The organism is Bacillus sp. FSL E2-8887, assembly GCF_038007205.1.
GTDB classification, from domain to species: domain Bacteria; phylum Bacillota; class Bacilli; order Bacillales; family Bacillaceae_G; genus Bacillus_A; species Bacillus_A mycoides.
This window is the reverse complement of sequence record NZ_JBBOWS010000001.1, coordinates 283,395-300,459: the sequence shown is the minus strand read 5'-3', so window position 1 is coordinate 300,459 and position 17,065 is coordinate 283,395. Positions and strand designations below refer to the sequence as shown.

At 34.3% G+C, this 17,065-nt stretch carries 9 protein-coding genes and 1 pseudogene; all 10 read right to left on the bottom strand.

Features of this window, described 5'->3' with window-relative positions:
- Position 1: 1 nt before the first annotated feature.
- The 10 genes and pseudogenes from NSQ08_RS01355 to NSQ08_RS01315 all read right to left on the bottom strand — a co-directional run bounded on the left by NSQ08_RS01355 (position 2) and on the right by NSQ08_RS01315 (position 16,849).
- Positions 2-694 carry a response regulator gene (locus tag NSQ08_RS01355; protein WP_215587227.1) on the bottom strand — a complete coding sequence of 231 codons (693 nt, stop codon included), beginning with the start codon at positions 692-694 and terminating at the stop codon, positions 2-4.
- The gene (locus tag NSQ08_RS01350) at positions 694-2,304 is read right to left on the bottom strand and encodes a sensor histidine kinase (RefSeq protein WP_340770660.1); all 1,611 of its coding nucleotides are present in this window, start codon (positions 2,302-2,304) and stop codon (positions 694-696) included. The genes NSQ08_RS01355 and NSQ08_RS01350 overlap by 1 nt, the downstream gene beginning before the upstream one ends.
- A 308-nt stretch (positions 2,305-2,612) precedes the next feature.
- A complete protein-coding gene (locus NSQ08_RS29850) occupies positions 2,613-3,431 on the bottom strand; it encodes a methyl-accepting chemotaxis protein (protein ID WP_370671442.1) in 819 nt (272 codons plus the stop codon).
- 120 nt (positions 3,432-3,551) lie between these two features.
- Positions 3,552-4,589, bottom strand: a pseudogene (locus tag NSQ08_RS29845) (HAMP domain-containing protein); the annotation flags it as partial.
- A gap of 262 nt (positions 4,590-4,851) precedes the next feature.
- A complete protein-coding gene (locus NSQ08_RS01340; protein WP_002029662.1) occupies positions 4,852-6,426 on the bottom strand; it encodes a flotillin family protein in 1,575 nt (524 codons plus the stop codon).
- Between the two features lie 12 nt (positions 6,427-6,438).
- On the bottom strand, positions 6,439-6,987 hold the full coding sequence (locus NSQ08_RS01335) for an NfeD family protein (protein WP_002091085.1): 549 nt from the start codon (positions 6,985-6,987) through the stop codon (positions 6,439-6,441).
- 247 nt (positions 6,988-7,234) lie between these two features.
- Complete coding sequence (colA, locus tag NSQ08_RS01330) at positions 7,235-10,132, bottom strand: collagenase ColA (RefSeq protein ID WP_340770646.1); 2,898 nt, start codon at positions 10,130-10,132, stop codon at positions 7,235-7,237.
- 302 nt (positions 10,133-10,434) lie between these two features.
- Positions 10,435-13,200, bottom strand: a complete 2,766-nt coding sequence (locus NSQ08_RS01325; RefSeq protein WP_340770643.1) for a leucine-rich repeat domain-containing protein — start codon at positions 13,198-13,200, stop codon at positions 10,435-10,437.
- Between the two features lie 128 nt (positions 13,201-13,328).
- On the bottom strand, positions 13,329-14,504 hold the full coding sequence (gene yhbH, locus NSQ08_RS01320) for a sporulation protein YhbH (protein WP_061689356.1): 1,176 nt from the start codon (positions 14,502-14,504) through the stop codon (positions 13,329-13,331).
- 449 nt (positions 14,505-14,953) lie between these two features.
- Positions 14,954-16,849 carry a PrkA family serine protein kinase gene (locus tag NSQ08_RS01315; RefSeq protein ID WP_002029658.1) on the bottom strand — a complete coding sequence of 632 codons (1,896 nt, stop codon included), beginning with the start codon at positions 16,847-16,849 and terminating at the stop codon, positions 14,954-14,956.
- Positions 16,850-17,065 lie beyond the last annotated feature (216 nt).

Genomic DNA, 17,065 nt, shown 5'->3' with positions numbered 1-17,065 from the left:
CCTATGAAGAAACGCGGAAATACCTTCTTTCTGGCCTTCCCACACTTCCATATATAAGCTCCGCATGCACTTTCTTTCCAGAGATCAAATACTCTAAATAGCGCCTAGCAGTTGATCGGCTTACACCTACCATTGAACTTAGTATCTCTGCAGTAATTCCCTCTTCATTAATAGTTAGCATATGCTTTTTTATTTTTGCTAACGTTAAAGGGTCGATTCCTTTTGGCGCATATTCTATTTGATTTGCCTGCACCCCTCTTTGGGACCATAGATGTTCAATCTGTTCTGAAGATAATTGAATATTTTTCTTTAACTTCGTAATCTTCTTTTGATAACTTTCTAAACTTGTTTTAAACCGATCAAATGTAAGTGGCTTTACAATATAATCTGTTACTCCGCCTCGTAAAGCATGCCACACTACATCCGTCTCTGATGCGGCTGTAATCATAATAATATCTGTATCATGCAAATTATGCCTAATATATGTGACGAGTTCAGTCCCTTGCATGTCAGGTAAATATACATCTAATAAAACGAGTTGTGGCTTTACAAACTCTAACCATTCTTTCGCCTGTTCCCCAGTCGTTGCTGTTCCAATTACTTTAAACCCTTCAATTTTTTCAGTAAAACGACGATGAATTTCCGCAATCCGAATATCATCTTCTACAATCAATACTTCAATCCCCTCATTCATTACAATTCGCCTCTCTCTTTCGGTAATGCAATGATAAATAAAGCACCACCTAAATCCCCTTTTTCAATCGCAATACTTCCATTTAAGTCTTCCACTAACTCTTTCACTTTCGCTAATCCATATCCACGTTTTTCGCCCACTTTCGTCGAAAAACCTTTATAGAATATACTTGTAATTATTTCATCATGAACACCTTGTCCTGAATCTTCTACTTCAATTAATATTTCTTCCCCAATGTCTGTTACAAACATTCTTACTTTCTTATCATGATCTTGATTTCTTTCAATTGCTTCAAATGCATTCGTAATCAAATTCCCTAAAATAGAAACAACGTAATTACTCTCAATATGCGGACTTAACTCTTCTAAACTACTTTCCCGATCTAACATAAAATCAATCTTCAACTCTCGCGCCCTATTATAAAATCCAATTAAAATCCCACCTAACCATGGATTTTGAATTCGTTTCATAATAAATTGAACGAACTCTTGATATACTGCTGTTTCCTTATGAATAAGCTCTAAAGCATCTTCATACGACTCTAATTGGATAAGACCCGAAAGCGTATACAATAAATTGTTATATTCATGCGTTTGTGCCCGCAGTGCCTCTGTATATTGCCGTGTTTGAGATAATTCCGCTGTTAATTGATCCATCTCAGATTTCAAGCGCAAGCTGGATACTACACCAGTTACTTTATGATTAACTTTAATAGGTAGACGATTAGCAATAACATCCTGCCCCTTTATATTTAATTGGCGATCAAATTGTTCTTCTCCGGTTTGAAGTACATCCAGTATCGATGAATTAGGAATAACATCTAAAATAAATTTCCCTATTATATTTTGTTGTTTATCTAAAGAAAGGATATCGTATGCCGCTTGATTTACTAAACTAACCATACCATTTTTATCGATTACTACAATTCCTTCACGTACAGATTGAATAACTGTACTATGCTCCTCGTATAAAGATGAAATTTCTTCTGGCTCCATTCCAAACATCATCCGCTTAATACTTTTAGCTAAATATACAGAGCCAATTATCCCAATTAACAGACCTGTTATTGTAATCCAGAACACACGCTTTCCATACACTTCTATCGCTCCATGAATATCATCCATGGAAAAACCAACAGATACTACACCAATAATTTCATTATCCTGATTACGAATTGGGACTTTTCCGCGTAGTGAAGGTCCTAATGATCCCGTTGCTTTCGAAACATAAGATTCCCCTTCTAATAGAACCCCTTCATTATCTCCGCCAACCATTCTCTCTCCTATTTTATCTCGCTTAGGATGCGCATAACGAATACCATCTTTATTTCCAACTACAATAAAATCAGCATCTGTTTCGATTCGAATTTTTTCTGCAATTGGCTGAATAATAGAAGCTGGATTTTCTTTTTGAAAAGCTTCCCCGATTTCAGGTATAGCAGCAACTGTTTTCGCAACATACAGCGCTCTTTTTCCGATTTGGTCTTCTACTGTTTCAGATAATATGTAGTAAAATAAATAACTCGTTAACAGCAGTACAACAAGAATAAGTGTACTAATAGTTAATGTAATTCTCGGTTGCAGTTTCAATTTCTTCAATTTCAAAATCATTCCCCTAACATGGCTAAAGATAGAATTTAAAGAAAATACAGTTTTTTTAATTATCACCTTTTATCATAACACGGTTACTATATATTTCTTTATCTTTATCTTCATAAAGTGAAACTTTAATCAGTGGGGGTTTTGTTCATCCCTCACTGATTATTAGCCTTCACCAATCGGGCATCTACGGGCCGCCCGACTCCCACCTAACTTCTTTGCTCCAGCCGAATTATGAGGTGGGAGTTTTACTGCCCACAAATAGCGGGATAAAAAAAGAAACGAAGTAAAATTACTACCTCGTTTCTTAATGCTTGTTATTACACTTTAAATTTACCAATCATCTCTTGTAATTCTTCAGCCATTCGCGATAAGTGAACTGCTGCTGAATTTATTTCTTCTACTGAAGCTACTTGTTCTTCAGAGGAGCCAGCAATATTTTGAACGCTTGCGGCATTTTCTTCAATCGTTGCTGCAATTTCATTAATAGATGCACTTACTTGTTTTGTATCTATCGTCATTCGCTTCGCTACATCTACCATACTATCAATTTGTACAACTGTATCATTTGTAGATTTCAATATTTCTACAAAGCTTTGCTTCGCCTCATTTGCAACTACAAGCCCTGATTGTACCTCTGTCCCAACTTGATTCATAGAACTTACAGTTTCTTTTATATCAAATTGTATCTCTTTCACTAACTTTCCAATTTCCGTAGAAGACTGTCCCGATTGTTCCGCTAGTTTACGTACTTCATCTGCTACAATTGCAAAACCTCTTCCTTGCTCTCCAGCTCTTGCAGCCTCAATTGCAGCATTTAATGCTAATAAGTTTGTCTGCTGTGCAATATGTTGAATCACTTCTAGAATAGCTCCAATTTGCTTCGACTTATCATCTAATAAAGAAATGACTTCGTCTGACTGTGACACAGACTCATGAATTAATTGCATTTGATTCACAGTTTGTTCAACTAACTTTCCACCATCTTCAGCTTTTTGCTTCGTATACATAGAGGCTGTGGATACTAATGAAGAGCTATCCGCAACACGCTGAATTCCTTCTGTAACTTCTTCTAACAGAGTCGCTCCTTCTTCAACTTCCCGCGTTTGTATTTCTGCCCCACTCGATACTTGTTCCATCGCCCTTGTAATTTGTTCCGTCGCTTCACTTGCTTGCTTCATACTAGCCGTTAATTCTTCCGAAGAAGCTGCTACATGACCAGCTGAAGTATTAATATTTGAAATTACATCATGTAATGATGCCGCCATCTCATTAAAACTTTCACCTAACTGTCCAATTTCATCCCTCGAACGAACAGCAATTGATTCCGTTAAGTCACCTTCGCTAATTTTCCTCGCTGATATAACAAGTTGCTTTAACGGTTTAATAATAGAAGCGATTATGAAGTAAATTATAATTCCACCAATTATTAACGAGATACCAATAACAGTTAATGTTTTATAGAAAATAGGTTCAGCCGCTTCAATTATTTCTTTTGAAGGCATAATTCCTGCTATTTTCCATCCAGTTTGCTTATTTGTTTTAAAGGTAATATTACGATCCTCACCATCTAATGAGAATTTAAAATCACCTATTTCCTGCTTGTACAGCTCTTTTTCAAGTTTCTCTTCTACCTTCTCCCCCGGCTTTAACGCTGGATGTGCTACTACATTTTTATCTTGATCAAAAATTGCAACATACCCTTCTTTACCGATATTAACCATTTTTGAAGTATTTACAATATCATTAATAATTAAATCAATACCGAGAACGCCACTTTTATCTTCATTTTGTTTTGCTATTGTAACAACAATATTTCCTGTCGTTTTTGATTTATATGGAGCTGTGATAATTACTTCACCACTTTTTTTCACTGCCTCTTTATACCAATCTCTTTCTGTAGGATTATACCCTTCTGGCATTTGAAGTACCGGTGATTGAATAAATTGTCCATTACTAGATCCAGTATAGATTGCTTCCATTTCTGGATGTAATTTATTATATTCTTCTAATTTATTTTGCACGTTTTGAAGCTGATCTGCTTGATAGCTCGCTCCAGTGAATAATTTTGTAAAATATGCTGCGTCTACTTTCTTACTATCTAACTCTTTATTAATTACATTATTTAAAACCTTCACGTTATCTTTTGCTGATTGCAAAATTGTTTCATTAAAATTTGTCTTCGCCTGCTGATAAGACGTCCAACCAATTACAATACTTGGTGCAATTAAAATAATAATAAATGATACAAGTAACTTTGTTTTTAAGCTTCTACTCCTTAATTTTCCTTGAAACATATTCCTACCCCTCCATACCGTTTTAAATGCAATTATTTTACATTTAATCTCTTTATACAAATTATACGATTTAAATGTATTGATGAGAGCCTCTTTCTCTTTTCCCTCATCTTTCTCTACATTTAAAGTATTGTTACATACCTTTTTCATTCTATAGAATTTAAATAATTAAAACAATATATAAAAATGTACATTATTCGAAATATTACATTTCACGAAAGAACCTCTAGTATCCCATTTACTAGAGGTTCTTTTCATCTTGCTATTCTTTATCTTTGTTTATTTCTTTCTTCTCATCTTCTACTACTGATACTACAGGTTTATCATTTGATAGTTGTTGCACGGCACCTTTTCCAGCGAATCCTTCTAGTAATTCTTTTAAATCAATACCAGAAGAAGCTTTTAACGTTTCTTGCATTGTTGCCATTAAATCAGTCGCATAGCCTGCAACCTTCCCGGCACCGCTATTCTTACCACCACCGCCTGTATCAACGACTGTAATTTTATCAATGTTGCTAAGCGGACTCGCAATTTCTTTCGCATAACTCGGAAGCATTTTAAGAACCATATCCATAATCGCGGCTTGTCCATATAATTCAAATGCTTCTGCAATTTTTTGTTTCGCTTCTGCTTCTGCTAAACCTTTTAACCTAATAACATCTGCTTCCGCTGTACCTTGCGCTTTTTGTACTTCCGCTTTCGCTTGACCTTGCGCTTTTTCAATTTCTGCTTTTGCTAAACCTTCTACACGTACTTCTTCTGCACGTGCTCTTGCTTCTGCTTCAATTTTATATTGATCCGCATCTGCTTTTTTCATTTGTTTTACTTTTTCCGCTTCGGCTGATTGTTCAACAGCATAGCGATCTGCATCTGCCTTTTTCTTTACTTCTGCATCGTATTGCTTTTCACGACGCGCAATCTCTTTTTCTTCTAACTCAATTTGCTTTTCACGCTCAATGATTTTAACTCGCATTTGCTCTTCTGTAACACCTTGTTGCGCTTTCGCTTGTTGTAATTCATAAGAAAGATCTGCATCTGCGCGAGCTTGTTCTTGGTCTCTCTTATAAGATTGTACTTTTAATTCCTTATGCTTTTCAGCTTCAGCAATTTGTGCATCACGTTGATATTCTGCTTCTTTTGCTTCTTTCTCAGCACGAGCTTTTTCAATTCGCGCTTCTTTTTCACGCTCTGCATTTGCAACTGTTGCATCACGCTTAACCATTGCAATTTGCGGCTGACCAAGTGCATCTAAGTAGCCGTTTTTATCCATTATTTCTTTAATTGTAAAGGAAACGATGCGAAGTCCCATCTTCTTCAAATCAGTAGAAGCCACTTCATGCACCTTTTGTGCGAATTGCTCTCTATTACTATAAGCATCTTCTACGGTCATGGAAGATAAAATAGCACGTAGATGCCCTTCTAAAACTTCTTTTGCTTCTACTTTTAACTCTTCCGTTTCTTTTCCTAAATATTGTTCAGCTGCTGTAGAAACTTCTTCAATTGTCGATCCTACTTTAATAATAGAAACACCGTTTACTGTAATTGGTACACCTTGTTTCGTATACGTATCACGTGTTCCAACTTCTAATTTGTAGTTTAATAAGCTAAGAAGTTCTGCTCGTTGCATAATTGGAACAACGAAAGTACCGCCACCGCGGATAATCTTAATCTTCTTTCCATCATCAGTGATAACAACATTCTTTCCACCACCAAGCCAGTTCCCTGTTACAATTAATGCTTCATCTGGACCAACTGTACGATACTTCGTAATGAATACTAAAATGAGTAGAAGTAAAATTGCGAGTAAAACTCCACCGATAATTAATGGAATCGTCATGTAAATTCCCCCTTATAATTTTGGTTTCTTTAAAGAATAAGCGATGTTTTGTACAAGCAAAACACCATCTTGAACTCCTTCAATAATGACCTCGGTTCCTTGTGAAATATCTTTTTTCCCAATTGTTTTCGCTGGTATTGCATTACTTCCAAATTGGGATGAGATTAATACTTCTCCAAATCCTTCTTTCGGAATCGATATAATTACTTCTCCTTTTCGTCCAATAAATTCATCCATGCGGTGCATTGTATTTTGCTCTGCCTCTGCAATCGGTTTTAAAATTAATATTTTCATTATGAAAACACCGATAAAGGATATAGCAAATGAGCCACCAAAAATAATAATGCTATTAAAGGAAAATAAATATTCTCCTATATAACTAAATCCACATAACATTGCAAAAAAACTAAGTAATAAAGTTACAACGGATACAGATCCGCCCCCAAAACTAAATATTGATTCAAATATATCTCCAAAGAAAATATAAATAACAGTGAGTATAGTAGCAATAATAAATCCATATAAATAAATTGTTTCAAGCGGATAACCAAACAACACCATTTCTTATCCCCCTTTCTTAAACAATCCCTTTTTTTGTTATATGTATGCCCCACCTCTTTCAAAGATTATCGTTCTTAATTTTCAGTTATTTATCCTTTAAAGAAAAGCCTGTAAGACAGGCCTCTAAAAAAGAACAGGAGAAACCTATTGTGACAGGCTCCTCCTAGTAAATAACCGATATATTGTATATCTATATAATATACTATTTTCCACAAAAAGTAAAGTTAAACATACATTGGAAAAGCACTTATTTTACTGATAATGCGTACGATCCATCGCCATTATCATATTTATATACATACAAGTAATACTTACCTGGTTTTGCATTAAATTTTGCTTCTATATGATTTCCATTAGCTTGACCATAAGCTGCGTAATTTTGCATATCTGATTCATGGTGAAGTACCCATGTCATCCCGATTCCATACTCATTTAAAACAGAAATATCGATATCTTTCGCTGATGCGACATTAAATGTATAAACATCGGTATGATCCCCACCGATAAGGCTACCTTTTATAGTAGTGTTTAACCCAATACGATTTGCTTCCTCTGAACGATTATTTGGTTCAGATTCTGTTAAACTCCCATCTTTAATCGTAACAGTTGTTTCATTTCTGCTCTCTTTACCTTTATCATCTTTTACTCTTAACGCTACTTTATAAGTTCCTTCTCTTTCATATGCATGTACTGGATTAACTTCTGTACTTGTACTTCCATCCCCGAAGTCCCATAAATAAGAAACGATTTTTCCATCTTCATCGTTTGACCCATCACTTTTGAATTGAATTCCTTCTTTTACAAGCCCGTTATAAGGTCCGTTTACATTAACCGTCGGAGCTTTATTTTCTCCGTCATCTTTTGCGATACCGTGGAAGACTACATCATATTCAAATTGATTAGAGCTATTCACACGGTAATTGACGAAATATGCTGTAACCGTTTTGTAGCCACTCCATTCTTTTTGCGTCAATTGTTCTAAAGCCTCATTTACTCTTTTACTCATTGCTTTCCAGTCTTCTGACTCACCTTTTGTTACACTACCTGTAAACGTGCCTTCTAATGTAAATGTATTAAAGAATTGAGATGTATGCTTTGTCATTTTTGTATCTTTCATAGACAACGTTTCACTAATTTCTTTCTTCACTTCTGTTAGTGCTTTTGATGCATGTTCAGCTAAATAATCATCTGCTACTTCCGGCACATTGTACTTATCTTGATTATCAATTAACTGCTGCATATACTCTTGATACTCTTTATTTAACTTAGAATCTTTACTTAAAGTCTCACGATACGTATCATAATTTCCCACATCATTCGCACGAATTAAATCTTGAATTTTATCAAACGTTTCAAATTGATGAGTATATAAGTAAGACTGCAATGCGAACGAGTAGTTATAGAAATCCCAAGAACCATATTTAGCAAATAGTGTACGCTCTGCTGTATAACGGCTTGCAGGATCAGATGATAATCCACTAATGATGCTCTTTCTTGGTACAACGTTATTTGTACGAGTAGATCCTGCGAAAAATTCTGCATTCCCTTCTTGGAACCAAGTTAATCTTTCATTTTGATACATATCTCCTCTTCCAAATAAACCGGGAACTTCATATCTCCCTTGAAGATAATGAGTAAACTCATGACGGAATAACTCTTCTAAACTATAAATACTTTGCTCTGGCGTACGCTCATATGTAAAGAATGTCCCTGTCTCTTCAATATAAATTCCACCGTTGTTTGTTTCATATCCATACAATTGTCTATTTAACTGGTATTCGTCTGGAGTATTATAGATTACTATCGTTAATACGTCGTCTGCATTACCTTGTTCTAAAGCTTTGTCATTTCCGATCACACGGTGATATTGCGCTTTTACTTCCTTCGCAGCCCAATATAATCTCTTGATTTTTTCTTCTGACACTTTATCCCCAGTTTTAAATACAATAGATCCATCATCGAATGTATACGTTTTTGGTAAGTATTGCTCTTTTCCTTCTTTACGTATCTTCTCTAAATCTACCGTATTCCCGCTATAATCTTTCCCATTATAGTTTGTTGTAATTTGTTCTACTGCAACAAAATACGGCTCACTTAAACGCGGGTACATATGCATTGCCTGTGTAACAACCTCTAATCCTTTATTTGGATTACTATGAAACTTACCTAAACGACTAGCAAAATAAATTCCATTATTAACGAGCCATTTATTTTCTGGCGTTACTTCATTTAGAAGAGCAATACGATTTATTTCATTAATAAACCCATCTACTTTTCCATACCACATCGTTTCATTCGCTTCTTTACGAGCCTCATTTAAGTAAGACTGTATATCATAATCAATGCCTTGCATCATATCGTATACAGCTTGTCCTTTCATACGATCGTCTACATATGCATTAAAATTATCATTATATTGTTTTAAAATATTCGATGCGTATTGCACCGTTTCAACATCACTTGATGCATTACTAATTAATTTTCCGTATGCAGATACGACTGTATCTTGCTCATTTGTTCCAAGCTTAAAGTTGGGATTTTTCGCAATAGCTTTTAACGCTGGTAAACATTTGTCCTGGAAGCTTCTTTCATTTAAGTCGCTTAATTCATTATTATAAAATGCAAGATAAAAAGCTGAACGTAACACTTCAGTAAACGTTTGAATTCCTTTTGAATCATCTTTCGTAAATGTACTACCTCTATGAGCTAATTCGTCTATAATTACTTGCATTTTTCCGTTATCTTTATAAAAGGCTTTTGCATCTTCATTAAACTGGAATAAGTCTGTAATTTGGTGCCACTTAATACTGCCTAACGTTTCAATTAATTCTTGATCATTCATTTTGTTTAAATCAGCCATTGAATAGCTTTCTTTAGCTTGCTTTACTGCCGAGTTCTTCGTAATAGATGCTGGTCGCTGTGAAAAATCTCCTACTTTTAAACGTTCTTGAAATGATAATGTTTCCTCGGCTTTAGAAGCGTGTCCGATCTCATCTACTGGTTTTTCAATTCCAACTGGTTTCGAATGCAATACATTATACGGTACCTTTTCTTCTGCTGATACATTCGTTTGAATTGCTCCGAGCGATAGCGCCATTGTACTAATACTAAGCAACACTTTATTGATCTTTGATTGCTTGTTCATATTATTGCCCCCTATTTATATATTCCATTCAAGAAATTAACATATTATCTGGATGAAATGATATAAAATGCAATATTTCATATTATTTCTTCATACATTTTGAACATATAGTGAACGAAAGGGACTTACAGTTTCCACTACAGTTGCTCCATTATTTAAGCAATCGAAACATCCTCGTATTAATATCCTTCCCCTATTCAAAAAGCCCTTATCATAAGCATATTTCAACATGAAATTGCTATAATAAGGGCTTCTCAAAAACTTATATAATCATTTTATATAATAATAAGATAAAACGTTATTTATTTCTTAAATAATCTCTTTCTAAATACAAACATACTTAATGCTGAAAGAACAAGTGCTAATCCAGAAAGTAAGGTCGGTGTGTTAGCTTGACCACCAGTTGCTGCTAAAGACTTCTGATTTTCCTCTTGCTTATTAGCATGTTGTTTATTTGAATCTTTTTCTTTCGCACTCTCTTGTCCTACCACTTTTACTGGACCAACTTGATTATTCCCTTTCGGCTCTTGATCCAATCCAGTTGCTGATTCTTTTACCTGTTCTTTTGTACCTGCAACTTCTTTCGCCGGTTCTTTCACTTCTTCTTTTGTACCTGCAACTTCTTTCGCCGGCTCTTTTACTTCTTCTTTTGTTTCTTCAATTTCTTTTACCGGCTCTTTTACTTCTTCTTTTGTTTCTTCAACTTCTTTTATCGGCTCTTTTACTTCTTCTTTTATTTCTTCAACTTCTTTTGTTGGTTCTGTCACTTCTTCTTTTTCAACTATATTCTGGATAACTGTTCCGTTAAAGCTTATACTAGTTTCATCCGAATCTAAATCAAATTTATATACCTTTTCACCTGGAGTACTCCATTTCATTACTCCGTTATTAAACGTTCCACCCTCACTTGTTAGTTTAATATTCTCAATAGTTTCTCCTTCTAAGTCATATACCGGAACTTGAATTTCTTCATTTACTTTCGCTTCATTTAAAATGATTTTTTGTCTTCCGGCATCAATTGAAAACCATTGACCTAATTGTATTAACGGCCTTACATCACGAATCTCATTTCCAGCTAATTTTAAACTGAGTAGGTCTAACATTGAACCAAGAACTGATACATCTTTAATATGATTATCCGCAAGGTTTAACCACTGTAAATTTTCCAGTGAAGATAACGGCGTTATATCTTCAATTTTATTATGAGATACATTCACGTCTTTCAATTGTTTCAAGTTTGAAATGAACTCAATATTTTTCAACCCTACTCCTTCTAAAGTGAGGTTTTCTAAGTTCGTCATGTATTCTAAACCAGTTAGATCTTTTATCTCTTTTCCTTTTTCTTTAAGTATCTCTAATGTTTTAATCTGTAATAAATCTTCTTTTGTTATAGGGGCATTTAGATTCTCTCTACCAAAATTCTTTTTATTAATATGTTGTTGTAAATTTTTATCAAGAATTACATTTTTATTTTCTGTTTGTTTTTCAACTATACTTTGTATAACCGTCCCATTAAATCTTATTTTACTTTCAGCAGAATTCGTATCTAGTTTAAATTCATATATTTTTTCTCCAGGACTATTCCATTTTATAAACCCGTTATTCAGCGTAGCCCCCTCACTTTTCAATTTAATATTTTGAAGTGGCTCTCCTTTAAAATTGTATACTGGAATTTTTATTTCTTCATCTACGCTTGCTTCATCTAAAAAGATTTTTTGTCTTTGAATATCTATTGAAGTTCGCTTACCCAATTCCTCAACAGACTTTATGTCAGAAATTTCATTCGCTCCAAGATTTATCTCATGTAAATTTGTTAAATTACTCAGTGGCGATATATCAGAGATATAATTCTCTTCTAAATTCAATACTTGTATTTTTACTAATTTAGATAATGATGATATATCTTTTATTTCACTATCAGCAATTTCTAGTTCAATAAGATTACTCATTTTACTAATAGGCTCAACATCACTAATTTTATTATTTCCTATCCATAATAGATTCACATTCTTTAACTTCTCAATACCCGAAAGATTACTAATTTGATTATTTGCTAAGTATACTTCTTCTAACGATAACACTGTAAATAATGGTGTAAGATCCTTTATATTATTACCAATTAAATCTAATATTTTAATCTTTTTCATTTGACTTAACGGTGTAAGATCTGCAATTTTGTTATCTCTTAAAAAGAGCATGTCAAGATTCTCTAGCTTAGAAACGGGTTGAATGCTTTCAATTGGATTAGAGGATAAATCTAAATATTTCAAATGTCTCAATCCCGAGATAACAGATATGTCTGTTACATTAGACTCTCTTAATGTCAACTTCTCTAAGTTTGTCATATATTCTAAACCAGCTATTTCATTTATCCCCTCACCTGAGTATATGGATAATGTTTTAATTTGTAATAAATCTTCCTTCGTTATAGGTTCATTTATATTTTTTCTCTCTAAATTATTTTTATTAATATGCTGTTGTAATTTCTTATCAACTATTACATTTGCACTTTCATCTTGTTGATCCACTTTATCCTCTTTATTTTCCTTTTGTTCTTCTGAAACATTGTTTTCTAGATTTAACGCATTTACTTCAAACTGCACCTGGTACTTATTATCATAGGCCATTGTCGGAATATAAATATGCATTTGCATATTATATCTTTTTCCTAATTCTCCAACTTCAAATTGAATAACCTTCGTCCCATTTTTCTTTTTATCCTCTGATATGACTTTTACATCATGGAATACACCAGGAGTATCAATATCCTCTGTTTTCAAGTATTCGAAGAAATCACTATCACTTAACGTTGCCGTTACAATTTTCTTCCCATTCTCAATAGTTAATTTAGGATCTTTTATATAAACAGCTGCCATAGACTCTTCATTCGTTTTATCTTTATACGCTTTAATAACAGCATCATATGTACCATCTTCTAAAGCATGTCCAGTTTTGTTCGCCTCAATTGCTACAGCTGCTAAAGCAGGCGTTGAATACGTAGCAAATGGAAGCGATAACGCCGCAGCGATAATCATCGCATTTATATGTTTTCTTTTAGTTTTTTTCAACTTTACATCTCCTCCAAAATATATAAATCGAAATGTAATCATTTCTCGAATAAATGATAATGATTTTCATTATCATTGTCAACTAAAAAAATAAAAAGTTTACAAAAAAATAACCCCTTTACAAGGGGTTATGCCATTTTTTCTCCTGATTCTTCTTTAAAAAAGCTCTTCATCGCATGAAATACATCTGCTTTTTGCTTTAAAATATAATATCTGAAATTCTCGTCTTTAATATTTTTATATGCTGACATAAGCGTACTGTGGCGGTTGTACTGATTCACTTCCCCATACCCAAACATATTACACTTCTTCATCAACTCTTCCACAAGCTTTACGCATCTAGCATTATCCGAAGTTAAATTATCACCGTCTGAAAAATGGAATGGATAAATATTATAACGGTCTGGTGAATATTTATTATCGATTAACTCAAGTGCTTTTTTGTATACGGAAGAACAGATCGTTCCGCCACTTTCCCCTTTTGAGAAAAACTCTTCTTCTGTGACGACCTTCGCTTCCGTATGGTGAGCAATAAACTCAATGTCTACGGTTTCATACTTTGTGCGTAAAAATCTTGTCATCCAGAAAAAGAAGCTACGTGCCATATACTTCTCCCATATCCCCATCGATCCACTCGTATCCATCATCGCTAATACAACAGCTTTTGAATCTGGCTTTAACACTTCATTCCAAGTACGGAACTTTAAATCTTCTTGGTGAATTGGATGGAAAGATGCTTTACCACGCATTGCATTTCGTTTATATGCAGATATCATCGTCCGTTTCTTATCAATATTTCCCCATAATCCTGTTTTTCTAATATCATTAAATTCAATATGTTCAATCCGGTTTTCATCTATTTCTTTTCTCTTTAAATTAGGCAGCTCTAACTCTTTGAAAAACGCTTGCTCCAATTCTAAAATTGAGACTTCTGCTTCATAATAATCTTCTCCAGCTGCATCTCCTGCCCCTTGCCCTTTTCCTGGTCCCTTCTGCTTTTGACCACCTGATCCATCTCTTGCAACAACATCACCAACTTTGCTGTCACCGTTTCCTTGCCCAACGTGTTTGTTTTTATCATAATTGTATCTAATCTTATATTCATCTAAAGAACGAATCGGTATTTTCACAACATCCTTGCCATTAGACATAACTATACTTTCTTCTGTTACAAGGTCTGGTAAATTATTTTTGATTGCCTCCTGCACTTTTTCTTGATGGCGTTGTTGGTCGTCATATCCTTTGCGATGGAGGGACCAGTTTTCCTGTGAAATCGTGTAATTTGGTTGGTTTTCTTCGCTCATTCCTTTCCCTCCTTACTGTAATTGTCTTCCCCTATGAACAGCAATCTATAATTTTGTTTTCTAGTGTGCGTAACTAGAATATTTGAAAAATAACTGTTCATCGAAAATCATCCCATAAACATATATAGCGTTTTTCATACAATACTCCGAGCATCCTAAACAAAATTTTGCCACTCACATAATAAGAAAGAAACATTCAGCCGTTGATAAGAAAGAAACACAATGCATTGTTGCACACATTTTCGTTTTGCAACATATTGTATTGTGTTGGCTTTTTTGTATGAATGGTTGGTTACTCTATCATATGCATATTGTAAAAATAATTGACAAGAAATTCATAAAATCGCATCTTAATTTATTATATTCGGACAAGCTATGACATTTTTTACAAATATCAATAGATAACAAAACGCCGCCCCAAGAATAAGAGACAGCGTTTTGTTATCAAACTATCGATTTAACAAACTACCTACATATCGTAACAATTCATTCGCAGATGAAGAATTATAGCCATGCTCATCAATTAAGCGTGCAACAACATCATTGATTTTCTTAAGCTGATTTTCGTCTGGTGTTTTCGTTGATGTTGTAATTTTCACTATATCTTTTAAATCGGCAAATAGTTTTTTCTGAATCGCTTCACGAAGACGTTCGTGTGAATTATAATCAAAGCGTTTTCCTTTACGTGCATAAGCAGAAATGCGAATTAAAATTTCTTCACGGAATGCCTTTTTAGCATTTTCTGAAATTCCAATTTGCTCTTCAATCGAACGCATAAGTTTTTCATCTGGGCTCATTTCTTCACCAGTTAACGGATCACGTAATTTTGATTTATTGCAGTATGCTTCGACGTTATCTAAGTAATTATCCATAAGTGTCTTAGCTGATTCTTCGTATGAATAAACAAATGCTTTTTGTACTTCTTTCTTAGCAATTTCATCGTATTCTTTTCTCGCTAATGAGATGAAATTCATATAGCGCTCTCGGTCCTCACTACTAATTGACGGGTGCTGATCCAATCCGTCTTTTAACGATCTCAGTACATCTAGTGCATTAATAGATGGTACCTCTTTTCGAATAATTGTAGAAGAAATTCGGTTAATGACATAACGAGGGTCAATCCCCTTCATACCTTCATCTTGATATTCGCGTTGCAGTTCCTCTACATCAATCGTATTATATCCTTCTACCGTTTCTCCATCATATAAACGCATCTTTTTAATTAAATCAATATCTGGACGCTTCGGATCTTTTAAACGAGTTAAAATAGTGAACATTGCTGCAACGCGAAGTGTATGCGGTGCAATATGAACATTGGACACATCACTTTCACGAATCATTTTTTCATAAATATGTTCTTCTTCACTAACCCGTAAATTATATGGAACCGGCATTACAATAATTCGTGAATGCAATGCTTCATTTTTCTTATTTGCTATGAAGGAACGATACTCTGTTTCATTTGTATGCGCTACAATTAATTCATCTGCTGAAATAAGCGCAAATCTTCCTGCTTTAAAATTCCCTTCTTGTGTAAGCGATAGTAAATGCCATAAAAATTTCTCATCACATTTTAACATCTCTTGGAATTCCATCATGCCGCGGTTCGCCTTATTTAATTCTCCATCAAATCGATATGCACGAGGATCTGATTCCGAACCGTATTCTGCAATTGTAGAAAAGTCTAGACTACCTGTTAAATCGGCAATATCTTGTGATTTTGGATCGGAAGGACTAAATGTACCAATTCCTGTACGGCGATCTTCAGAGAAGAAAATACGCTCTACAACTACATCCTCAATTCTTGACCCATATTCTTGCTCTAGACGCATAACATTTAATGGTGATAAATTCCCTTCAATCCTTACTCCATATTCATCAAAGAAATCATTCCGTAAATGTTGCGGAATTAAATGAAGTGGATCTTCATGCATTGGGCATCCTTTTATTGCAAAAATCGCTCCACGATCTGTTCGTGAATATGTTTCTAATCCTCGTTTCAACATCGTAACTAATGTTGATTTCCCCCCACTAACAGGCCCCATTAATAACAAAATACGTTTCCTAACATCTAATCGTTTTGCAGATGGATGAAAATATTCTTCCACAAGGCGTTCTAAAGCATCCTCTAATCCAAATAGCTGATTACTAAAGAAGTTATATTTTCTTCTACCATCAACTTCTTCAATTCCAGCATCTTTTATCATATTGTAAATGCGAGAGTGTGCTGTTTGAGCCACCCATGGTCTTTCTTTCACAAGCTCCAAATACTCCGCAAACGTACCTTCCCATTGTAAACGTTCTTCTGCTTCCCGATATTGTTCAATTTTCTTTAGAATATCCATTATAGCTCCTCCCCCATCTCCTTGTTCAATCGGATTATTATAAAAGGTATGCTAGGATGTCCTTAAACATTCTTTAAATCAAAACGAAATATATAATAGCGCGATAAAATTCTCTCCAAAATTCAAAGAAAATTCTGTATAATAAAGGTATTAAAGTTTTCACGCTGCTATTCATTGTAAATAAATTCTTTTCTTCTGGGAACCTTACATACATTT

Excerpts from the sequence above, each read along its gene's own strand:
- NSQ08_RS01355 (WP_215587227.1), bottom strand. The coding sequence starts at position 694 with ATGAATGAGGGGATTGAAGTATTGATTGTAGAAGATGATATTCGGATT.
- NSQ08_RS01350 (WP_340770660.1), bottom strand. The coding sequence starts at position 2,304 with ATGATTTTGAAATTGAAGAAATTGAAACTGCAACCGAGAATTACATTA.
- NSQ08_RS29850 (WP_370671442.1), bottom strand. The coding sequence starts at position 3,431 with ATGGAACAAGTATCGAGTGGGGCAGAAATACAAACGCGGGAAGTTGAA.
- NSQ08_RS01340 (WP_002029662.1), bottom strand. The coding sequence starts at position 6,426 with ATGACGATTCCATTAATTATCGGTGGAGTTTTACTCGCAATTTTACTT.
- NSQ08_RS01335 (WP_002091085.1), bottom strand. The coding sequence starts at position 6,987 with ATGGTGTTGTTTGGTTATCCGCTTGAAACAATTTATTTATATGGATTT.
- colA (WP_340770646.1), bottom strand. The coding sequence starts at position 10,132 with ATGAACAAGCAATCAAAGATCAATAAAGTGTTGCTTAGTATTAGTACA.
- yhbH (WP_061689356.1), bottom strand. The coding sequence starts at position 14,504 with ATGAGCGAAGAAAACCAACCAAATTACACGATTTCACAGGAAAACTGG.
- NSQ08_RS01315 (WP_002029658.1), bottom strand. The coding sequence starts at position 16,849 with ATGGATATTCTAAAGAAAATTGAACAATATCGGGAAGCAGAAGAACGT.